The organism is Paramicrobacterium agarici, assembly GCF_002563955.1.
GTDB lineage: Bacteria > Actinomycetota > Actinomycetes > Actinomycetales > Microbacteriaceae > Paramicrobacterium > Paramicrobacterium agarici.
Genome location: NZ_PDJE01000001.1, coordinates 1,273,913 through 1,296,494 on the forward strand (window position 1 = coordinate 1,273,913; position 22,582 = coordinate 1,296,494).

16 protein-coding genes are annotated in these 22,582 nt (G+C 62.7%); 11 read left to right on the plus strand and 5 right to left on the minus strand.

What is annotated here, in order from left to right; translation table 11 throughout:
* The first annotated feature begins 9 nt into the window (after nt 1-9).
* The 8 genes from ATJ78_RS06285 to ATJ78_RS06320 all read left to right on the plus strand — a co-directional run bounded on the left by ATJ78_RS06285 (nt 10) and on the right by ATJ78_RS06320 (nt 5,172).
* On the plus strand, nt 10-330 hold the full coding sequence (locus ATJ78_RS06285) for a WXG100 family type VII secretion target (protein ID WP_143741380.1): 321 nt from the start codon (nt 10-12) through the stop codon (nt 328-330).
* 7 nt (nt 331-337) lie between these two features.
* On the plus strand, nt 338-682 hold the full coding sequence (locus tag ATJ78_RS06290) for a hypothetical protein (RefSeq protein ID WP_098406818.1): 345 nt from the start codon (nt 338-340) through the stop codon (nt 680-682).
* Between the two features lie 28 nt (nt 683-710).
* Complete coding sequence (locus ATJ78_RS06295) at nt 711-1,934, plus strand: hypothetical protein (protein ID WP_098406819.1); 1,224 nt, start codon at nt 711-713, stop codon at nt 1,932-1,934.
* Between the two features lie 30 nt (nt 1,935-1,964).
* The gene (locus ATJ78_RS06300; RefSeq protein ID WP_098406820.1) at nt 1,965-2,591 is read left to right on the plus strand and encodes a hypothetical protein; all 627 of its coding nucleotides are present in this window, start codon (nt 1,965-1,967) and stop codon (nt 2,589-2,591) included.
* Entirely contained in the window at nt 2,588-3,160 is a 573-nt protein-coding gene (locus tag ATJ78_RS06305) for a hypothetical protein (protein ID WP_098406821.1), read from the plus strand. The genes ATJ78_RS06300 and ATJ78_RS06305 overlap by 4 nt, the downstream gene beginning before the upstream one ends.
* Nucleotides 3,161-3,169: 9 nt before the next feature.
* A complete protein-coding gene (locus ATJ78_RS06310; RefSeq protein ID WP_098406822.1) occupies nt 3,170-4,024 on the plus strand; it encodes a hypothetical protein in 855 nt (284 codons plus the stop codon).
* A 92-nt stretch (nt 4,025-4,116) separates the two neighbouring features.
* Nucleotides 4,117-4,395 (plus strand): WXG100 family type VII secretion target, encoded by a 279-nt coding sequence (locus tag ATJ78_RS06315; protein ID WP_098406823.1) that lies wholly within the window; start codon nt 4,117-4,119, stop codon nt 4,393-4,395.
* A gap of 243 nt (nt 4,396-4,638) precedes the next feature.
* Nucleotides 4,639-5,172: a mycothiol transferase gene (locus ATJ78_RS06320; RefSeq protein ID WP_245836227.1), complete on the plus strand. Its 534-nt coding sequence runs from the start codon at nt 4,639-4,641 to the stop codon at nt 5,170-5,172.
* Nucleotides 5,173-5,266: 94 nt separating this feature from the next.
* Here the strand turns inward: ATJ78_RS06320 and ATJ78_RS06325 are convergent, their stop codons facing one another.
* Both ATJ78_RS06325 and ATJ78_RS06330 read right to left on the minus strand, forming a co-directional pair.
* Complete coding sequence (locus ATJ78_RS06325) at nt 5,267-7,381, minus strand: YhgE/Pip domain-containing protein (protein WP_098406824.1); 2,115 nt, start codon at nt 7,379-7,381, stop codon at nt 5,267-5,269.
* Nucleotides 7,378-10,095, minus strand: a complete 2,718-nt coding sequence (locus ATJ78_RS06330) for an MMPL family transporter (protein ID WP_098406825.1) — start codon at nt 10,093-10,095, stop codon at nt 7,378-7,380. The genes ATJ78_RS06325 and ATJ78_RS06330 overlap by 4 nt, the downstream gene beginning before the upstream one ends.
* Nucleotides 10,096-10,188: 93 nt before the next feature.
* Between ATJ78_RS06330 and ATJ78_RS06335 the strand changes: the two genes are divergently transcribed.
* Nucleotides 10,189-10,857, plus strand: a complete 669-nt coding sequence (locus ATJ78_RS06335; protein WP_141898359.1) for a TetR/AcrR family transcriptional regulator — start codon at nt 10,189-10,191, stop codon at nt 10,855-10,857.
* Between the two features lie 9 nt (nt 10,858-10,866).
* Here ATJ78_RS06335 and ATJ78_RS06340 read toward each other — a convergent pair whose 3' ends face one another.
* Nucleotides 10,867-12,336, minus strand: a complete 1,470-nt coding sequence (locus ATJ78_RS06340) for a sugar porter family MFS transporter (RefSeq protein WP_098406827.1) — start codon at nt 12,334-12,336, stop codon at nt 10,867-10,869.
* Nucleotides 12,337-12,470: 134 nt separating this feature from the next.
* Here ATJ78_RS06340 and ATJ78_RS06345 point away from each other — a divergent pair, with 134 nt between their 5' ends.
* The gene (locus tag ATJ78_RS06345; protein WP_098406828.1) at nt 12,471-13,034 is read left to right on the plus strand and encodes a dihydrofolate reductase family protein; all 564 of its coding nucleotides are present in this window, start codon (nt 12,471-12,473) and stop codon (nt 13,032-13,034) included.
* A gap of 12 nt (nt 13,035-13,046) precedes the next feature.
* Here the strand turns inward: ATJ78_RS06345 and purL are convergent, their stop codons facing one another.
* Together purL and ATJ78_RS06355 are read right to left on the minus strand one after the other, a co-directional pair.
* Nucleotides 13,047-15,347, minus strand: a complete 2,301-nt coding sequence (purL, locus tag ATJ78_RS06350) for a phosphoribosylformylglycinamidine synthase subunit PurL (protein WP_098406829.1) — start codon at nt 15,345-15,347, stop codon at nt 13,047-13,049.
* A gap of 86 nt (nt 15,348-15,433) precedes the next feature.
* The gene (locus ATJ78_RS06355) at nt 15,434-18,067 is read right to left on the minus strand and encodes a LuxR C-terminal-related transcriptional regulator (RefSeq protein WP_098406830.1); all 2,634 of its coding nucleotides are present in this window, start codon (nt 18,065-18,067) and stop codon (nt 15,434-15,436) included.
* A gap of 456 nt (nt 18,068-18,523) precedes the next feature.
* Here ATJ78_RS06355 and ATJ78_RS06360 point away from each other — a divergent pair, with 456 nt between their 5' ends.
* Nucleotides 18,524-22,546 carry a DUF7927 domain-containing protein gene (locus ATJ78_RS06360; RefSeq protein WP_211288441.1) on the plus strand — a complete coding sequence of 1,341 codons (4,023 nt, stop codon included), beginning with the start codon at nt 18,524-18,526 and terminating at the stop codon, nt 22,544-22,546.
* Nucleotides 22,547-22,582 lie beyond the last annotated feature (36 nt).

The following is a 22,582-nucleotide window of genomic DNA, read 5'->3' on the forward strand; positions in this document are numbered from 1 at the left end:
TATAGACAGTTGGCTGATGAGCGAAAGGGGAGCGTTGTGGGCTTGCGAGTCTTTCACATGGACTTCGGCGACATGGACGCCACCGCCAAGGTGCTCGAAGACGGGGGCGAGTCGATGGTGACAACAGTCGACGATCTGCTGCGCGAGGTCGAAGAGCTCCTCGGCGTGGGATTTGTCACGGAGGTCGCGTCTGAACGGTTCGGAGATGGCTACAGGCAGCTGTCGTCTGGTCTCGTTCAAGCATTAGGCGGTCTTGCCGACATGGCCTCCGGTCTGCGCACGATTGCCGAGAAGTCCGGCGAATTCGACCACAAGCTGGCGGAAGGGTGATGCAGTAATGCCTGGGAAGATTTGGCTGAACATGCAGGATCTCAGGGACGTCCAGTCCGGGCTGAAAACTGCGGTCGACGAATTCGCCGCGGTCGCCGACCGCAACGAGGACGTTGCTGCATCGGTGGGGGTGCCGTTCGACAATCACGACCTGAAGAACAAGGTCGAAGATTTTGAGAAGGACTGGAACGACAACCGTGCCGAGCTCTCCGACGGGCTGGGAAAGCTGCGAGAGCATCTGCACGACATCATTACTGCCTACGACGACTATGACGCGAACCTGGCTAGCCAACTAGAAACCAGCGAGCACGAGGCTCTTTCGCAAGGCGGCAGAGACAACACACCCGTCTGATTCTTAATCAAGGAAGTGGATACACCTCATGGATTACCTCGGTACCTATTCTCCTCAGGGCCACCACCTCATGGTTCTCGATGGAAGTGCCGATGACATCGACCGGCGCGGTGACTACCTCAAAACTGTCGGCGAGACGATGGATGACACGGCTACGTCACTGAAGATGATCGGTGAGGGAACCCAACAGATCAGTGAAGCCGTCGACAAGGTGCGTGAAGCGGCAAGCAAGATTCACGGTGACCTCAGTAAAGCGGCAACGCGCTACACGGGCACGGGCAAGTCTCTCGTCGCCTACGCCGAGGTCCTGCGCGCGGCGACACGCAACATCGACCCGCTCGTCGAAGAGATCGCGACGGCACAGACCAGCGTCTCAACGGCGATTGAGACCCACGACGATGCCCAGGGAGTCGTCTCTGACAACAACAGGACGTGGATCTGGGAAGAGGAGGCTACTGACGCCGAAAAGGCAGCGGCGCAGAGCGACCTCGAAGACGCTGAGTCAGCCCTCAGCATTGCGCGGTCAACGCTTGAGGGACTGTGGGCGGAGTTCGATGCCCACTATGTGACGTGGGAAGAAGGCTACGACGAAGCGGTCAACGGGATCGAATCGGCCATCACTGAGGCAGATAACAACGATGGCTGGTTCGCCGATCTGATGAAGATCTTGAACAAGATCTGCTTCGTCCTCGCTGTCGTCGCGCTGTTCGTTTCAGGGCCGATCGCTGGTGTCATCCTGGTTGTCACGACGGTTGTCGCCGTGGTTCAGCTGAGTCGAGACATATACGCCCTGAGCCAGGGAGAAGGCTCGTGGGGGGACGTCATTGTCGGCGCCGTCGGCTTGATTCCGTTCGGCGGCGGGGTCGCGCGGGTCGTCGGGCGTGGTGGTCGAGGGCTTGTGAATTCCGTGAGGTACGGCGACGACGTCCTCGGTGGCCTACGTGCTGCGGGTAGAGGATCTGGCAGGCAAACAGTTCAGGAACTGAGCGGCATGTGGCGCAATGCAACGGCCGGCCCGAGAAGCATCCCCGTGCGCAACGAGTTCGGCTTGATGACGCCTCGGACTCCGGTACCGGCAACGCCGATGAATAACCTGACCCACAACGTATATGGGCTGACTCATCCGCAGTCGTACATGGACGTGATCAACAACTCTTCGTCGTTGAACGGGCTTTACACAGGCACCAGGGACAACGTGGTGTCACCATTCATCACGAATCCCCCATACAACGAGGCCAATGCCAGCTACTAACATGAGCCGCTCAGCGGGGTTGGGGTCGGTATGGATCTGAAATCGGAGTTGACAGGTGCGCCACCCGAGGCGACTCGGCCGTCTGTCACCTATTCGCTCCTCTTCCCACCGGGGTGGAAACGGTTTTCGGTCGACGATGAGGCAGAGAAAGCATTCGTCGACAGTCTGAAGAAGGTATTTCAGCCTCGGGGGCAGGCCAAAGACTACATGTACTACCGGGCGCTGACGCACCGGTTGTTCATGGACATGAAGAAGCGGCGCGCATCGTCAATCTACCTGCCGGTCAAGGCAATCGATGGGGCTCTTCTTCCAGCATCCATTGTGGTTCTGCCGGCACCGATCGGCGGTGCGCATCAGCTCGACGACTTTCGAAATCGCTTGACGAAGCGACACGAGTTCGAGGAAAGCACGATGAACGGGCTCGCCGTCTGGCGCTGGGAGGAACGACAGTCGACGTTTCCCGAAGGCGACGTGGGAGTTGGAGCGCTGACCGTTCACCACCTCTTTGAGGCACCGAAGTCAACCGGTCGAGCGCCACTGATGCTCAGCGCGACGTTAATCGTGCCTCCGGGGGAGGAGAAGAGCGAACTCATTGGAATCGTCAGTGATCTTTTCGATGCCATCGCGGGAACCTTCAACTGGGTGAAGACATCATGACGTCTCATCCCACGTCAGACGTCGACTTCGACCCCGAGGCATGGATCGAAGTTCCTCTTCAATTTCCGGCGGGTCCGTTCCAATCTGCGGAGCAGTGGGCCAAGGCTGCTTCTTTCCAGGCGGCCGACGGGCTACCGGGTGAAGCTGAACTGCGCGAACGTACTGAGAAGGCGGCGCGCGTTATCACTGACATTCATCACGACGTAGCCTCGCGCAAGTTCTGGTATTTCCCTCGTGAGTTCGGTACTGAAACTGTGGCCCATAGCTACATCATGGAGTACGACGGAGTGACCCCGGTTGCAGAGCTGCTCACCGGCGACGCTGCCAGCTACTCGTTCCCACAGGTCGTCGAGCACGAGTCCGTCAAAGGTAAGCGCATAATCAGCGTGGCTCATACGATCCCGGTTCACATCGACGGTGAAGAGGCGCTCGTCGCGGGGAGTCTGCGACTCGCGCGAGTGGAAGACAACATGCTCGTGATCGTCGACATCGTCGATATGCATGCTCATATGATCGGTGTGATTTTGGACGATGCTGTGGCGTTGGCTGGTAGTCTGAACGTCGATTAGAAGGAGCCTATGACCGACGCGCGTTCGAACTGGCAGGAAGTCCTTCGGCAGGTTCCGGGGCTCGAGAACGTCACTCCCCCCTCGGGAGATGATCGAATCTCGCTCACGCGGGCGCAGGCGCTGCCGGCCTGGTCATCGCCGGCGCAACGTCTCACGGCGCTTCGTGCATCCGCAGCAGGGCGATCTGAGAAGAAGATCGCCAACGTACTTCAGTCTGATCTCGATCGTCGGATATCGATTGTTCGCAAGGATGCGAACAAGCCGAAGAAAATCGCTGTGGTTACGGTGATCATCCTGCTCACCGTGACGGTGGGCGTCTTGTTCCTGCCGAATTCCGTGACCGATTTCGACGACTACTTCCTTGAAATCGGAGTGCCAACCGTGATTATCGGGCTCCTCGGCGTCGCGTCGCTGGTCGCCTCTGTATTGATCGAGAAGCGAAGCTCGCCTCGATCGCTCCCGTACTCACCACCGCTGTTTATCGTCTACGGGGTCTTGTTTGCGCTCGGCACTGTCATGATCAGCATGCATATTTCGAACTACGGCTACTGGGTTGTACCCGGAGCAACCATCGGAGTCGTCTGCGCAGCCGTCACCGCGGTCGGTTACATCGCTCTCTTCTTCTGGACGCGGAAACGTCAAACGATGGTCCAGGCTCTGCACGGAGACACCCCGCAAGGGCGAGAGTTCGACGCGGCGTTGAGTGAGCATATTGCGAAGATTCTGCGAAAACGGGATGATCTCGACGAAGTCGACCTGCGTCGGCGTACCACCGACGGCGTGAGGCGTCTGTGCGAGAGTGGGCACATCTCGACGGATGCCGCGGTGTCGATGATGCGCGAGATCGCGAGGTCGCTCAACTAGCGGCAGGTGGGGACTCCTCCCCATTGGCAACGTTCTGCGATGACGGTTAACTAACGTGTAGACGTTGAAAATTACGAGAAGGGGTTGCCAGAATGGCTTTTCACTTTAGTCACGAACAGGTTGAGGCTACGGCCGGAGCGCTTGACACCGGCGCGGAGAACCTCCGCACCGAGCTGACCACGCTTCTGGGTAAGGTCGAGGACCTTCTCGGTGAGGGCTTCGTTACCGAGGTCGCGTCGGAGCGCTTCGGTGAGGGCTACCGCGAGCTGAACTCCGGTATCGACCAGGCGATCAACGGCATCAACGAGATGGGCACGTCGCTTCGACAGAAGTCCAGCAGCGTGTCGGACTTCGACGCCACGGGCATCTGATCTAATCAGGATCGGCGGCTCAGACCGCCAAATCCGGACTACAAGGGCCTGGACCCCGGTACTGAACCGGAGTTCGGGCCCTTCGCCTTTGCCTGGCAGCGGCATTGATGGTGCAATGCCTCGCCCGGAGTGCGTCCGCTTTGCTGAAAGTGCAAGAGACCTTGCGTGCGATGCCGCACTCCGACACGCTGAACTCAGCACCGCGCGCGTCGTGCGCCGCGCGCAGACAAGGAGGCGCCAGCGATGCAAGAAGATGCACTCCGAGAGCGCGGCACGAATGCCGAAGACTCGGTGAGCGGTTCAAGCGAGGAGATCGTCGATGCGATGCGGAGCCGTGTCACGGAACTGATCGATCATTATCGCGCAGCGTTGCAGTCCTCTCTTGATGGGCTAACGGAAGATGAGGCGAAGACACGCCTCGTGCCGTCGAAGACGACACTTCTGGGACTGGTCAAGCACGCGACCTATCTAGAGGGCTTCTACTTCAATCGTGCTCTCACGAACCGCTCGTTCGCGGACATCGGAATCGCGAGCACGCCGGACCGGTCGTTCACGGTGACGAAGGCTGACACGATCGCATCAGTCCAGCAGGCTTACGAGCGGCGCTGCCAAGAATCGCGCGAGCGGATCGCAGAATTGACCTTCGACGCGTCCGTGCACGGAGATAAGCCACGCGCGGTCTGGGCCATTCACCTCCAGATGCTACGCGAACTTGCTCAGCACACCGGGCACGCCGACATCCTCCGCGAGCAAGTGCTCGATCGCAGGCCGCGGTGAGCACCATTCTGCCGAAGGAGTAACGCAGCAGCGCTGGGCCTCACTGATCCCACGTAGGCTGCCCCGATCGCAACGAGAACGAACGGCAGCGATCCTAGTACGCGGGCGCGGCTGCCAGCTTTCGGGCGGAGACCGTTCGTCGCAGGGCGACGCAGAGCGTCGTTACGGCGAGGGATCCGACGAGCCATACCGCGAGAGCGACAATTGCTCCGCCGACGCCTGGTGTGCCGAGGAGCACGGCGCTCAATGCATCTCGCGCGGGGCTGACCGGCAGCATCCCGAATGCTTGATCGAGCACGCCTGGCACGGTCGAGATCACGCCCGTTGCGAGGGCGAGGATTCCGACGATCATCGAGATGAACCGCCCGGCGCCGCCGAGCGCGGCGACAAGCGCTTGATTGACGGCAGCGAACGATGCTCCGATGAGCGCTGCGATTCCGGCGAAGCCAAGGCCCTCAGCGAAGGTGAGCCCCTGTGCGATGCTCACGATGATCGAGACGAGAACGCCCTGCACGACACCGAGTACGAGACCGGGCAGCGCTGAGCGAAGCATCAGCATGAACGCCGAACGCGTGGACCCGAGTGCGCCGCGCGGTGTGGCTCGCATCAAGAAGAACGTTGCGAGTGCGCCGATCCATAGGGCGATGACGGCGTAAAGCGGAATGCCGCTGGCCCCGAACGAGAAGGCTGCGCTGTCGTCCTCATCGGTCGAGACGGGGTCGGCGACGACTTCAGAGAGCGAGCTGCGCTCTGACTCGCTGTAGTTGGGAATCTGCTCGACAGCCTGGTCCAGGCCGTCCGCGAGCGAACTCGCGCCGTCATCGAGCTTCGCCGTGCCTTCTCCGAGCTTGGTCATTGCCTCGCTCAGCGAGACGACGCCGCCCGTGTACTTTTCGATTCCTGCGGCGTACTGCGTGGCACCCGCCGACAGCTGTTCCGCACCGGAGCCCAGCTGTCCAGCGCCGCCGGCGAGTTGCGATGCGCCGCCCGAGAGTGCTGTGAGTCCTTCGGAGAGACTGGTTGCTCCAGAGGAAAGACCGTTTGCGGCAGTCTGGACCCCAGCGACACCGGATGCTGCCTGGGCGATGCCATCCGCAAGGGGCTGCATGCCTTCGCTGAACTGTTTAACTCCTGCCCCCAGTTCAGTTACGTCTGCTGTCCCGGTTCCATCTTTATCTGCTGTTGTGGTTGCAGTGACGGCCTGAGCGAGGCCCTGGCAAGCGTCGTCTTCTCCAGCTGAGCATCGCTCCGCCAACGGCGCCATGTCCTCAGTCAGACTGCCCGTAAGGCTGTTCACCCCGTCGGAGAGCTTCTTCGCTTGCGCAGGGAGGCCAGCCGTCTGATTCTTCAGTTCGTTGAGCCCATCGACGAGCCCTTGCAGACCGGCGCCAAGCTTGCTCGCACCGCCCGCAATACCGGCGGCGCCTTCTGCGGACTGCGCGGCGCCGTCAGAGAGATCGCTCGCACCGGAGGACAGATCGCTCGCGCCATCGGCGATTCCCGAGGCACCGTCCGCGAGACCCTGCGCACCCGTCACGAGATCGTCGGAGTTCTCAGCGAGCTCACCCGCCCCGTCGGCCGCCTGGCTCATTCCGTCGGAGAGCTCTGACGTGCCGTTCGCGAGCTCGCCTGCACCGTCGGCAGCATCCCCGAGCTGATCATGCAGGGTGTTGAACCCGAGAAACACATTGTCGAGATAGTTCGTCGTCAGATTCGTGCCGAGCACATTGGCCGCCGTCGTCGTGACCGCCTGGCTGATCGCGTCATCGATGAGCCGTGACTTCTCGCTTGTCGTGACGTCGATCACTGCCTGCTCGGCCTCATCGGCATCGCCCGCGGTCGACGTCGCCGCCGCCGAGAAGTTCTCGGGGATCGTGACCACTGCCGCATACGTGCCGTCCTTCAGGCCCTCGCTCGCGCCGTCAGAATCGGTCACCTCCCACGAATAGTTGGTCTCCTCATCGTCGCTGCCCACGAGACCTGCCCCGAGTTGCCGCCCGAGGGGCACGGTCTGACCGTTGACCTCGACCGGCTCGTCGTTGTTGACGATCGCAGCTTTCACTGAGTCCAGGCGGTCGGTCGGGTTCCACAGAGCCCACACGAGCAGTCCGGCGATCATGAAGGGCACGAGCAGCAGCCCGACGAGAGTGAGCGGCCGCATGCGCTTGGTGCTGTCGGTGCGTTCGATGGATGCAAAGGGGTTGCTCATGCGGATGCCTCCGAAACGAGTGAGCGTGAGTTGAGGTCGTCGACGCGCGTTTCGTCGTCGGCGATATCGAGGTCGGATGCTGCGCCGCAGCCCAGCACGATGGTCGGCGCATTGTGAGCGGAGTGCGCCTTCGAGAGTGTCGCGATCAAGCGTTCGCGTTGCGCGGGCTCCGTGACGTGGTCCATGCCGTCGATGGCGAGCAGACGCGGCTTCTCTGCGAGCGCGGCCCTGACGTCTGTGATCGGCTGGCCGGACGAGGCGAGCGAGATGTAGCCGGCCGAGCGGCGTACCGCCGATGCGCGGGAGGGGAGTACGAGTCCATTGACCTTGAGAATGCCCGTCGCGTTGGGCAGATGGCCGGTGATCGCGAGAAGCAGCGCAGTGACGGCGCGTGCACTGTCTCCTCGCACGGCGTGCACCGTTCCAGGAGCGATGCGCACGTGCGTCGGAGCCAGGATCTCTTCGCCCTTGACGCGGAGCGACAAGTCGTCTGCGGCAACGGCGAGTCGGGCGTCCGGAGCAGGCCACTCGGCGAGCTCGAGTTCGCGGGCAAGCCCCTCGCCTTCGACGTCAAACGACGGCAGTACACGGTCGAGCCATTTCGGCATCCACCACGCTTTGTCGCCGAGCAGCGCGAGCACGGCAGGCACGAGCGTCATGCGCACGATGAACGCATCGACGAACACGCCGACGGCGAGCCCGAGCGCGATCGGTTTGATATTGACGTCTTCGCTGGGAACGAAGGCGGCGAACACTGCGATCATGATCACGCCGGCCGCCGTCACGACCTTCGCCGACGACGTGAAGCCGGTTTCGATGGCGCGGCGCGCGCTCTTGCCGTGCACGTAGTCTTCGCGAATGCGCGAGACGAGGAACACCTCGTAGTCCATGGCGAGCCCGAACAGCACGCCCATGAGAATGATCGGGAGGAAGCTGATCACGGGGCCCGTTCGCGCGACGCCGAGCGCCTCCGCGAAGACGCCGTCACCGAAGACGAGCGTCACGGCGCCGAACGACGCTCCAACGGACAGCAGGTATCCGAGCGTTGCCTTGATCGGCACGGCGATCGAGCGGAACACCATGGTGAGCAGCACGAGTGAGAGCCCGACGACGAGCAGGCCGAATGGCAGGAGCGCTTGACCGAGCTTTGCCGAGACATCGATGCCGACGGCTGTGAATCCGGTGACGGCGAGATCGACGTCGTACTCGTCGAGGAAGTAGTCGTGCATCGAACGGATCTCGTGCACGAGTGCTTTCGTCTCGTCAGAATCGGGGCCGTGCTCGGGAACAACCTGCACGATGCCCGTGTCGGCGGTCTCATTGGGCGTGGCGAGCGGAACGGACTCGACGCCGTCGAGCTCGGCGATCTCGTCGCCAAGGTCTTCCATGAGGCCAAGTGGGTCGGTGCTCGTGATGATGGGACCGGTGACGATGAGCATGCCGTTGTAGCCTTCGCCGAAGTGCTCAGACACCAGATCGTAGGTCTGCCGAGCGGAGTTGTCTTCGGGCAGGCCACCGGCATCGGGCAGAGCGAGCTTGAGCCCGAGTGCCGGAACCGAGGCGGCGCCGAGCACCGCGACGACGCCGATGATCGTGACAAGGGGCCGCTTCGTGACCGCGCGCACCCAGCCGAGGAAGAACCGGTTGGGGCGAGCCGTCGCTGTGCCGTCGTCGAGAGTACGCTTCTTCTGCTTCGGTCGCAGGCGCTCGCCCGAGACGGCGAGCAGCGCTGGCAGCAGCGTCAGCGAGACGATCACGGCGATGCCGACGCCGAGAGCTGCGGCCACGCCCATGACCGTGAGGAACGGAATGCCCGCGACGCCGAGCCCGAGCAGAGCGATGATCACCGTGAGACCGGCGAAGACGACGGCTGATCCTGCTGTGGCGACAGAGCGAGCGATGGACTCCCTGACGTCGAGTCCATCGCGCAGCTGATCGCGGTGGCGCGAGATAATGAAGAGGGCGTAGTCGATTCCGACCGCGAGACCGAGCATGAGCGCGAGCATTGGCGTCGTAGACGTAATCGACGTGAACGCCGTCGCGCCGAGAATGAGCGACATGGATGCTCCGACGGCGACGATGGCGGTGATCAGTGGCATTCCGGCCGCGAGGAACGAGCCGAACGTGAGAATGAGCACGACGAGTGCAACGATCAAGCCGAGTCCTTCGACGATGCTGATCGTTGGCATCTCTTGGCTGAACAGCTCACCGCCGAGGGATGCCTGAGCGCCGTCGGGGAGCTCGGTCTTCAGATCAGCGACTGCGTCCTGTAAGGCCGTCTTTGTGGACTCCGGAATCTCGAACGTGCTTCCGTCGAGCTGTACCTGAATCAGCGCAGCATCCTCGTCATCGTTGATGCTGCCCGAGACTGTGTCGTCGAAGGGAGAGGTTGCTGAATCGACATGGTCGATGTCAGAGAGGGTGTCGACGGCGGCCTCGACGGGTTCTTGGATGTCAGCATCCGTCACCGTCTCGCCCTCTGGTGCAACGACGATGATCTGCGCGCTCGAGCCGCTGACCTGAGGGAAGGTGGCGCTGAGCGAGTCGAGTGCCTGCTGCGATTCGGTGCCGGGAATCGAGATGCTGTTGTCCATGTCTTGGCTGAACAGCAGGGCTCCAGCTCCGAGCATCGCCAGTAGGAGGATCCAGAGGCCGATCACCGTTTTGCGGGTGCGGTGCATGGCACGGCCGAGGGAGTAGAGGAAGGAAGACACGGTTCTCCAGAAGATCGATACAGGAATGTATCCAATACACGAATGTATTCGATACAATCGTGTATTGCAAAACGAATTCAGGAAGGTGTCAGGATGACAAACCCGCCGGTTGAGACAGCATCCGCGCGTCGGCAGAAGACGCGGGATCGCCTGCTCGACGCCGCCTACGATGTCTTTGCGGAGGTCGGCGTCGACGCCGCTCCCGTCGAGCTCATCGCCGAGCGCGCGGGGTTCACGCGCGGCGCGTTCTATTCGAATTTCGAGAGCAAGGCCGAACTCTTCATGGCGCTCGCCGAACGCGAGAACGCGGAGCGGATCGAAAAGGTGCAGCTGGGCATCGAAGCCGAAATTCCCAAGCTCTCGGGGCTCATGTCAGGCACGCACGAAGAGAAGCTGGAAGCGGTCACGGCCGCCGTGGGGGAGTTTCTTCGACTGCAGGGTGACGACCGTCACTGGTGCCTCATCGAGGGAGAGTTTCGCATTCATGCACTGCGCAACCCCGAGTTCGGCGCGTATTTCGCGCAGTATTCCGACATGCTGCTCGCCCGTCTCGGCGACATGCTCGTCGAGACGCTCAAGCCTCTCGGGGTGCGATTCGCAATCGAGCCGGCCGCCGCGGCGCGCATCATCGTCGCGACCTATCACAGTGCCGCCGAGCGCAGCCTCATGGTCGGAAACGGTTCGTCGCCCTCTGACGACACCGAACTGCAGCGCACGATCGCCGCGATCGTCACGATGATGACGGTGCCGCTTGACGCGTGACCGTCGGCGTCACTTCGTGAACAGCGTCTCGGTCTGCTCAAGCTCCATGCCCTTGGTCTCGGGCACCTTGGCGAACACGAAGATGAACGAGAGCAGCGCAAACACGGCGTACATGCCGTAGGTGATCGGAAGCGACCAGCCCGACATGGCCGGGAACGTCACGGTGATGGCGAAGTTGGCCAGCCACTGAGCGGATGCTGCGACACCGAGTGCCTTGCCGCGGATGCGCGGCGGGAAGATCTCGCCGAGCAGCACCCACACCAGCGGGCCCCACGAAGCGGCGAAGCCCACAACGAACACGTTCGCCGCGATGAGAGCGATCGGGCCCCACGCACCGGGAAGACTGACGTCTTCGCCGCTCTTCGTCGCGAAGCTGAACGCGAGGGCCATAGTGCCGAGGGCGATGGTCATGAGCACAGAGCCGGTGAGCAGAATCGGGCGACGGCCCACGCGGTCGACGAGGAATATCGCTACGAACGTGAGCACGACATTCGTCACCGCGGTGATGACGCTCACGAGCAGCGAGTACTCCTCAGTGAAGCCGACGGCCTTCCAGAGACTGGTTGAGTAGTAGAAGATGACGTTGATGCCGACGAACTGCTGAAAGATCGACAGGAGGATGCCGATCCAGACGACGCCTTGAAGCCCGAACTTGGGTCCGCGCAACGACGCGCTGGCGTTCTTCTCGTCCGCCTCGATCGCCTTGTTGATGTCATTGATGTTGCGGTCGACCTCGGACTCAATCACGAGCGTTTTGAAGATGTCACGAGCCTCGTCTTCGCGATGCTTCGCGAGCAGATAACGCGGCGATTCGGGGAGCGTGAATGCGAGCACAATGTAGACGACCGCCGGAACGGCACCGACGAGGAACATCCATCGCCACGCCTCCATGCCGATCCAGAGCTGCTCGCTCGCTCCGCCCGCGGTATTCGCGAGCAGGGCATCGCTGAGCAGGGCGGCGAAAATACCGAGTGTGATCGCGAGCTGCTGAAACGACGCGAGCGTTCCGCGGACCTGACGTGGAGAGATCTCAGCGATATACGCGGGAGTGACGACAGATGCAATGCCGATGCCGAGACCGCCCAACACGCGCCACAGAAGCAGATCCCACGGGCCGATAGTGAGGCCGGCTCCGATCGAACTCACGAGAAAGAGGATGCCGCCGATGAAGATCACCCGCAGGCGACCGTAACGGTCTGCGAGACCCCCGCCGACCCACGCGCCGACCGCGCAGCCGAGCAGGGCGATCGCGACGACGAACCCCGTGAGGGCCGGTCCGAGCGAGAAGGCTTTGTCGATCGAGTCGACGGCACCGTTGATGACGGACGAATCGAAGCCGAAGAGAAAGCCACCGACCGCGGCCGCGATGGACAGGCCGTAGGCCTTCTTCGTATACGGCGTCGATTGTGCCATGATCTCGCTCTCCTTTCGGGAGCGATCTTGTGAACCGCTCCCCTGATTGCGGCTCAGCGGCTCCATCGAAGCCGCCGTGACCGCGAGCCTACATCCGCGTGAGGGGAGCGGCGCAAGGGGTGGCGTTCTCGCGAGAACGACGTTATGGATTGAACGCGTGTCTCCGCCCGGAAGCTCCATGCTGCAATACCGTGAGGAGCATGACACGTATCGTCTACAACACGGCGACGTCGTTGAACGGGTTCATCGCCGACGAAGAGAATTCCCTCGACTGGCTGTTCGCGGTCGAATCCGGTGAGGCGCCCGATCACGACGCTTTCATGCGCGAGGTCGGCGTGATCGTCGAAGGCGCCACGACGTACGAATGGGTGCTCGACTCGACGAAGCTTCTCGAGCATCCCGATAAGTGGTCGTCGTTTTTCGGCGATCACCCCACGTTCGTCTTCACGAGCCGTGATCTTCCGATCCCGGAAGGGGCTGACGTGAGGCTCGTCAGCGGCGATGTCGAGCAGCATCTCGACGACATCGTGCGCGCAGCATCCGGTCTCGATGTCTGGCTCGTCGGAGGGGGCGAACTCGTCGGCCAGTTCTACGATATCGGCGCGCTCGACGAGATTCAGGTCTCGATTGCGCCGACAGCGCTCACTGGGGGAGCGCCGTTGTTTCCGCGCGACACCGACCCCGGAGATCTTGAGCTGACTGAGGTCAAGCGATACGGCGGCTTCGCGCACCTCTGCTACACGGTGCACCCGGCCTCCGACTGAGAAGACTCCGGATCAGGCGAAGCGCGAGCGCAGCGTGTTCTCGTGCGTCTGGCGCAGCTCGTCCGTCGCGACGGTGAAGTAGTCCTGCACTTCGAGCGAGGCGCTCTCTCCCGTGCCGTCCGTGACGCCGATGCGCAGCACCGGGTAGCCGCGCCCCTCGCAGAGCCCGCGAAACTTCACGTCGTCTTCGCGCGGAACTGACACGATCACGCGCCCTGTCGATTCCGAGAAGAGGGCGGATGCTGCGTCCACACCGTCGCGCTCCATAATCTCGCCGAGCCACACGCGTGCTCCTACGCCGAAGCGCAGAACCGATTCGGCCAGGGCCTGCGCGAGACCGCCGTCAGAGAGATCGTGAGCGGAGCCGAGGAGCCCCTGCTGAGATGCCGCGTGCAGCAGCGCCGCGAGATCCTTCTCGCGCTGCAGGTCGACCTTCGGGGGGCGCCCGCCGAGGTGCCCGTGCACCGTGCCCGCCCAGGCAGAACCCGACAGTTCGGTGCGCGTGGTTCCGAGCAGGTAGATATTGTCGCCCTCGTCTTGCCAGCCCGAAGGAACGCGGCGGGCCACGTCGTCGATCACGCCGAGCACGCCGACGACGGGCGTCGGGAATATCGGGGTGTCGCCCGTCTGGTTGTAGAACGATACGTTTCCACCCGTTACCGGAATGCCGAGCTCAAGGCAAGCATCAGAGAGTCCCTCAACCGCTTCGGAGAACTGCCACATGACCTCGGGGTTCTCGGGAGAGCCGAAGTTGAGGCAGTCGGTCACGGCGGCGGGAATCGCGCCCGTCACGGCGACATTGCGGTAGGCCTCGGCGATGGCGAGCTGTGCGCCCTCGCGAGGGTCAAGCTGACAGTACCGGCCGTTCGCGTCGGTGGCGATCGCGAAGCCGAGCCCCGATTCCTCGTCGACGCGGATCATGCCGCTGTCGTCGGGGAAGGCAAGTGCCGTGTTGCCCAGCACGTAGTAGTCGTACTGGTCCGTGATCCAGCTCTTGTCGGCGAGATTCGCCGATCCAAGCAGCTTCAGGGCCTGCTCGCGAAGCACAGACGGATCATTGCTGCGCTCGAGCGCGCTCGCCGTGTCAGCTTGCAGCGCGTCGATCCAGGCGGGGTAGGCGACGGGCCGATCGTACACCGGGCCGTCGACCGCGACCGTCGACGGGTCAACGTTGACGATCTCCTCGCCGTGCCAGTTGATGACGAGGCGGCCCGAGTCGGTGACCTCACCGAGCACGCTCGTCTCGACGTCCCACTTCGCGGCGACCTCGAGGAACGCCTCGAGCTTCTCGGGCGCCACGACGGCCATCATGCGCTCCTGCGACTCGGACATGAGGATCTCCTCGGCCGTGAGCGAGGGATCGCGCAGCAGCACGCCGTCGAGTTCGATGAACATTCCGCCATCGCCGTTGGCTGCCAGTTCGCTCGTGGCACACGAGATGCCGGCGGCGCCGAGATCTTGAATGCCCTCGACCAGTTCGCTGCGGTACATCTCAAGGCAGCACTCGATGAGTACCTTCTCGGCGAACGGATCGCCGACCTGAACGGCCGGGCGCTTCGTGGGCCCGCCGTCGTCGAAGGAGTCTGAAGCCAGAATGGATGCTCCGCCGATGCCGTCGCCTCCCGTGCGCGCGCCGAACAGCACGACCTTGTTGCCGACACCAGACGCGTTGGCAAGATGCAGGTCATCGTGGCGGAGCACACCGACCGAGAGAGCATTGACGAGAGGGTTGCCCTGATACACGGGGTCGAAGTACGTCTCGCCGCCGATGTTCGGCAGACCGAGACAGTTGCCGTAGAACGAGATGCCACTCGTGACGCCGTGAACGACCCGTGCGGTGTCGGGGTCGTCGATCGCGCCGAAACGCAGCTGGTCCATCACCGCGACGGGTCGAGCGCCCATCGAGATGATGTCGCGGACGATGCCGCCGACACCGGTCGCCGCTCCCTGAAACGGTTCGACGTAGCTGGGGTGGTTGTGGCTCTCGACCTTGAAGGTCACCGCCCAGCCTTCGCCGATATCCACCACGCCTGCGTTCTCGCCCATGCCAACCATGAGGTTCTTCGTCATCTCGGGCGTGACCTTCTTGCCGAATTGACGCAGGTACTTCTTGGAGCTCTTGTACGAGCAGTGTTCGCTCCACATCACCGAGTACATGGCGAGTTCGCCCGAGGTTGGGCGCCGGTCCAGAATCTCGCGGATCTTCGCATACTCGTCTGGCTTCAGCCCGAGAGCGGCATAGGGCTGCTCTTTATCGGGTGTCTCGATCGCGTGTGCGACGGTATCGGCGCCAGTCGATTCAGGGATGCTCACAGGTACCTTGCTCCAGTGGTGGGGTCGTTTCCGTCAGACGAACGGACCAGAACCATCCTATCCGGCGAGGTATGCGCGAGTCGTCGTCAGAGGATGCCGCGTCTGTGCGCTTCGCTGACCGCAGCCGCGCGGCCGGATGCGCCGAGTTTTCGGTAGACCGAGCGCGCTTGCGACTTGACGGTGTTGATCGAGACGCTGAGCGACGCCGCGATCTCGGCAAGTGTCACTGCGGAGTCGAGTCGCTCGAGAATCACACGTTCGCGTTCCGTGAGGATCGCGGGTGAGTCCGGCGAAGGGAACAGCTCCGGCAGGGTTGCGAGAACGTTGCGGACATCATCAGCTCGTGGGTACTCGCGGAGGAGGGCTTCGAGGTCGGATCGCGGCATGACCGCGAACACCATTCGCAGACCGGCCTCGAGAGCAAGGCGCGTCATCTCGGCGAACTGACGGGAGGCCTGCTCCTCATCACCATGGCGCAAGTGGGCTGACGCTGACAGCAGGCCAAGTTCAACGCGCTTCGCAAGCGTCAATCCCTCTGAATCGACGACGCTTTGGGCAACCGTGAGCGCGCGATCAGGTTGCCCGCCTAAGAGGAACGCGAGAGCCCGGGGAACAGCGAGTTGAGGGTGCGCTCGGTAGCGACGCGCGGGTGCCAGTGCATGGGCGGCACCGAGATCTCCTCGCGCGACGTGCAGTTTGCCTCGCAGCTCGTCGATGAGGGCCGTCATCTGAGGACTGATTGGCGGGTTCTTCACCTTCTCTGCAAGTCGCTCCTCGAGGAGCGTGAGGGCTGCTTCGGGCCCGTACTTCTGCCATGTGATGCGTACGTCGACGTCGAGGAGCAGTGGCCACATCTCGATCGTCTTCCAATGGATCATGCAGTGATTGAGGAAGAGCGCAGCATCGTCGAATCGGTGGTGCTCAAGGTGAACGAGCGCGCGGGCGAGGTGCAGGGGAACCGCGTAGAAGCTGGGATTAAACTGACGCGGCAGACCGGTGCGTTCGAGTTCATGAATATGAGATTCAGCGCGTGACACGAGTCCATCCGCTGCATCCACATACAGGGCGAGAGCCACGGGATAGTAATGATGTCTCGACGTCTTTCCGCTCGGCGGCTCGGTCTCATAGCGCAGGAGATCGCGTGCCTCTTTGAGTTTCCCGAGATAGATCAGCGTGATTGCGCCCTCGGCTGCAAAGAGCACCTCTGCACTCTCGAGAACCCCGTGCGGATCGTGTACCCGTCTCAGCATCCGCCGAAATCTCCGATAGGCGGGTTCGACAAGTTCGTAGCGACCGATCAATCGCAGGCCCGCGGTCAGAGCAGCCTGCACCCACACCTGATCGGGACCCGGCTCTTTGTAACGACCGATCAATTGAGCTTCGCTGACCGCGATCGTCGCCATGAAACGCTGCACGGCCCGGCGCGTATTGCCTACCCTGTAGTGAGCGATCCCGTTGAGAAGTCCCAGCAATGGCTCACTCGAGAAGAACGAGCGCCTCTGTGTCATGAGTGCGTCTGGATTACGCTGAAGCGCGACGGTGATCGGCACGAACGCTCGCTGTGCGAGCGAGACGGCATGAGCCGCATCTTCACCGTCCAACGCGCTGAAGAAGGCGCGAGCGAGATGCCCATTCTTTTCATGCCAGCGAGCGAGACGGCGAAACCCGTGACGTGCAGAGTCGGGGCCAAGCCGAGCGAAAAGACCCTCGCGAAGTACCGGCTGAAGCCGAAATGTCGGAGCGGTGCTTGCCTCCCATGCACCGAGGCCACGGCTTTCGACGATGTCGAGAATGTGGCGGTCACTCGGGTCTGCTCCGAGCCATTCTGCAAGCTCCGTGCTGAATGAATCGACGATGGAGGTCGCGAGAAGATAGCCGGCCCCGGGCATTCGACAAATCTCGTCGGCAAGACTTTCACGCAGTGCGGCGAGGGTCTCGCCGCCTGTCAGCTCGGTGTGAAGATGATCTCGGCTCTGCTCGAGAAGTATGCGAAGTGCGAACGGCCATCCCGCGGTTTCTGCGACAGCGCTTCGGACTTCTCGCTGCTCGAGTGGCACGTCGGCATGCCGGGCCATCGCAGAGTAGTCCTGTGTCGTGAACTCGAGGTCTTCGCGTCTCAAAAATGAGAGGCCGTACGGCGACGCCGCTCGAAGCCATTCTGGTTCGATGCTCCGGGTCGCCGCGACGAGCGAGATCGACGTCGAGTCGCGAGCGGCCCGAAGCAGATCCTCCGAAATCGACGGGTCGGCGATGTTCTCCCAGGCATCGATCACCAGGGTGACCTTCGATCCGAGCTGCTCGAGATTCTGTTCCACGATTTGAAGCAGCGAGCTGGAGATGTCACCCCCAGGCTCGACGGGAGCAACTTCCACCTCTGCCGCGGACGCTGCTGCCTCAATCAGCGTGGAGACATGCCGCCAGAAAGGCATGCGAGTGTTGCAGCTGCTGTCGATCGTCACCCAGAGAAGCACAGGCGCGTCGGCCGTGGCCATCTGTCGCTGTGCCCACTGGGCGAGAAGGGTCGTCTTTCCGTACCCCGCGGGGGCATGGACGATGCAGATGGGGTCGGCCGCGGCGGCACTGAGGCGCCTGAGCGGTTCTTCTCGTTCGATCGCGAGACGAGAAAGTCGTGGAATGCCAACTGCAGGGCGCGCAGGGGAGAGCCCGAACTGACGTTCACGCGAAGCCAGATCATCGCCCTGGGAAGCCACCGTTGCCATCACCCCTCTGAGGCACACCGCTCATTACCCTAGCCCCATCTCGAGGACTCTGGGAAGAAGAGGTGAAAAGGAGGGGTGAATTCTGTGAAGCTCATTTTCACCCGCTTGGCGCGCTGCTTGAATTCCGCTGGGCACACTCGTGCTCGAAACGCTGTGGAGCACGATCGCAGGAGGGGAAACGTGCAGGGATCTCGCGCGGAATCGACAACGAGAGCCCGGGTCAGACCCGGGGGACCAGCAACGCTGAGAGCGCCACGAGGCGTGGCAATGGGAGTCGTGGTCGCACTATTTGCGGCGCTTCTCTCGTTTATCGCTCTCGTTGCCCCCGCATCATCTGCTCACGCGGCAAGCACCCCGCTTCCAAGCACCATCACCGACGGCAACAGGTTCTTCGCGTATCTGAAGAGCGGTGAAACTCTTTCCGTGAGCGTCGCCCCAGCGTCGCCTGGGGTGAGCATGACGGTCACTGTGACAGATCCCGATGGTGCTGTCGCCGGAGGAAACGGAACCTATACGGCGACATCAGAGGGCATCTACACCGTCGAGACGGACGTGACATACCCAGACGGGCTGCACTGGGACATCACGGTTCGTGACGGTTCGACGGAGAAGACAGGACGCGTCTGGGTCGAGAGGTACAACATGGCCCAGACCGTGAACCAGACAGTCTCGGAACTCCCGCTCTGGATGGTGAACAACTCCGGATACGTCTATTCGGTCGTCCTTCGCGATTTCAACGGAATCAAATCGTCAATCACCGCTGACTCGGTCGGCAACGCCGTGTCCGGTGAAGACTGCGCGACACCCCGCTACGCGTCGACAGAGTATGAGAACGCAGCCCTGGGATGCGGTGAGCAGTACCGCCTCTTCTTCGAGGAGCCGTCAGATGAGCTTCCGCCATCAGCGCAGTCAGCTGCAGGGGCGCGACCGATCCTGCCGGAGACCCTCACCAAGGAAGACCTTGAGGTGACCGATCTTACTTATGCTGCGGCAAGCCCGAACTCGTCAACAGCGGGCACGCTGACGTGGACGCCCCCTCAGCGTTACTCGGGCGGCTACACGATTGATATCGATGCGGACGGCAACGGCTCGTACGATGACGACGTCGACCGTTCCATCCCAATGGGAGCTGACGGCACTGGAGACACGACGTCATTCGAGTTCGACGGCTTGGATGCCCAAGGCAATCCGATCGCCACATGTGTTCCGGTGAAGGCTCGTGTGCACTTCGACCGACTCGGAGAGATCCATCTGCAGCAGAACGACGTCGAGCAGCGCACGCTGTCGATGACGCGGCTGAATGGGCCGGGAGCACCCGACTCGACGATGTACTGGAATGACCAAACGGCGCTCAGCGAAAGCCGTGTGAACTCGACGCCGATCACCGACGGTCGCGCTGGCATCGACAGCACAGGAGGCGCGCACGGCTGGGCCTACGACGTCAATTCGTGGGGTAACGAGCGGTGGATCGATGACTGGACATACTTGCCCATCGACAAGACTGCCGCCACTGTGTCTATCGCAGGAAGCTGTCTCGACATCGAGAAGACCTCGGACATGACCGTCGATTCGCGGCCAGGGGACACCATCACCTTCGAGGTAACTGCGACAAACAACGGTGAGCTCCCGTACACCGAAGACACCCCCGCCGTCGTCACCGACGATCTGTCGGCTGTGCTCGATGACGCGGAATACGACGACAACGCCGCGGCGTCAGCATCCGATGGGAGTACCACCAGCGACCCGTCGTACGCCGAACCGCTCATCGGATGGTCTGGGCCGCTTGCCGTTGGCGAGTCGGTGACGATCAGCTACTCCGTGACCCTCACGGGCGGCGGAGACGGCTCGGTGCGCAACGTGGCGTTCGCAGGCGGCGGTGAGACGCCCGTGTGCGACCCGCCGACGGAGGATGGCACCGACCCTGACACCGGCATTCCCTGTGCCGAGGTCGACAAGCCCATGCCGAAGCTCAGCATCGCGAAGGTCGCCGACCGCACAGATCTGCCGGGCATCGGAGAGACGGTGACCTACACCGTGACCATTGCGAACGAGGGTCCGGGCGACTACACGGATGCTGCTCCCGCAACGTTCACGGACGACTTCACCGATGTTCTCGACGACGCGACGTTCGACGAGTCGACGATCGATGCATCGGCTGGCGAGGCGACGTATGACGGACCGACACTCTCGTGGTCTGGAGCGCTTGCAGCCGGTGCCGAAGCGACGGTGAGCTACACGTTCACGTACACAGGCGGCGGCGACAACGTGCTGCGAAACGCCGCCTGTGTGCCTGAGGACGAGGTGGCGCAAGGTGCTGCCGCCTGCTCGACGCGCACAGTTCCCACGGGAGCGTTGACGCAGTCGAAGGCCGTCAACCCGGACTCGGGCTCGGAAGTGCGCGCCGGCCAGGAGGTCACCTACACGCTGACATTCAACAGCGTCGGTGAGGCAACCGTCGACGTCAGCACCTACGACGACCTGTCAGATCTGCTCGACGACGCCGCGCTCACGGGTGATCCCGTCGTGGACGGCGCGGGACTTACCGCCGTCGTCGATGGCGAGCGCATCGTCATTGAGGGGTCGATCGCGGCTGGCGACACCGTCACGGTGACCTACACGGTCGTCGTGAACGCCTACGAGGAGCAGGGCGACCACAGCCTCGGTAACGTGCTTGCTGACCCAGACGGCACCGCGTGTGCCGAAGGCGCGTGCGAGACGGAGAACCCGGTTCAGCACCTGTCTGTCGAGAAGACTTCTGACGCTCAGGACGATGTGAACACCGGTGACACCGTGACGTACGAGGTGACGGTCACGAACGACGGCGAATCTGACTTCACAGAAGATGCGACGGCGACTGCTCACGACGACCTCGCGGGTGTTCTCGACGATGCTCAGTGGAACGATGACGCTTCGGCGGAGTCGGGCGCGCTGTCGTACGACGAGCCGACGCTCACCTGGACCGGTTCCCTCGCAGCGGGAGCGTCGGTGACGATCACCTACACGGTGACCATCACGAACCAGGGTGACCACGAGCTCGCGAACGTGGCATCACTTCCGGATGACCTGTGTGATGACGCTGACGCACCGTGCGAATCGACCGTGACGACGCCGCTTCCGCACGTCACACCGGCAAAGTCGTCTGATCCCGCAACCGGAGAGGACGTCGCGGCAGGTCAGGACGTCACGTACACCCTGTCGTTCACGAACGATGGCCAGGCGGCTGGTCCTGTCGACTCGACCGATGACCTGTCGGGTGTTCTGGACGATGCCGAGCTGACCGGCGATCCCGTGTCGAGCTCGAGTGCCGTGCAGGCGATTCTCGACGGCGACGCACTGCGCGTCACCGGGTCGATCGAGCCCGGCGAGACGGTCACCGTGACCTACGTCGTGACGATCGGGCCCGACGGCGAGCGCGGCGACAACGTCGCGGACAATGTGCTGACCCCGGACACTCCGCCGTACGTGTGCGCCGAGGACGACCCCGAGTGCGACCCGTTCGTGCCGCCGACCACGTCGCACAACATGGGCGAGCTGGATGACTGGAAGACTGTCGACCCTGCGTCTGGTTCGACGGTTCGGCCAGGGCAAGCCGTGACATACACGCTGCACTTCGAGAACACCGGCACTGCTGATATCGACGTCGCCCGCGACGACGTACTGACGCAGGTTCTCGATGACGCGCAGGTCAGCACAGCGCCGACCGCCTCGGATGAGTCGCTCACGGTCTCAGACATCGAGGATGGCCGGTTTACGGTCGCCGGGACGCTCGAAGCCGGTCAGCTGGTCACCGTCACGTACACGGTCACCGTGAACGCCGACGGCGAGCGCGGTGACGACCGCCTGGGCAACTTCCTTGTCGATGAGGGAGCGGAGCCGCCTGCGACGTGTGAGCCTGCTGATGGGGAGCGTGCAGACTGCACGGTGAACCACGTCTCGAACGTCGTCGTCACGAAGTCGGCCGACCCGGCATCGGGTGCCCAGGTTGGTGAAGGCCAGGAGGTTACGTACACGATCACGTTCGTGAACGTGTCGACAAATGCGGATGCGGAGGCAGTCGCTGTCGACTACACCGACCACATGTCGGACGTGCTCGATGACGCTACCCTGACGGGGAACCCCGCTGCGTCGAGTGACGACGTCAGCACGACCGTGTCGGCGGACACGATCGTGATGGCGGGCGCCGTCGCGACGGGTGAGACCATCAGGGTGACGTACACCGTCACCGTGAAGGACTACGACGAGCAGGGCAACCACGTGCTCGGAAACGTCATCGCGGTTACGGGCGAAGAGCCGGTGTGCGCGCCGGACTCGCCGCTCTGCACCTCGCATGAGACGACGAAGCCCGCACCGTCTGCGCTTCCATGGACCGGTGTCGACGGAGCCGTGCCTGCTCTGATCGCGGCTCTGCTGCTCCTGATCTCGGGTGGAACGGCGCTCATCATGGTGCGTCGCCGCCGTGAGGCAGGTGACATCGAGTAGCCCCCGCGCTCGATGACAGAGCCTCGTTCCCCCACC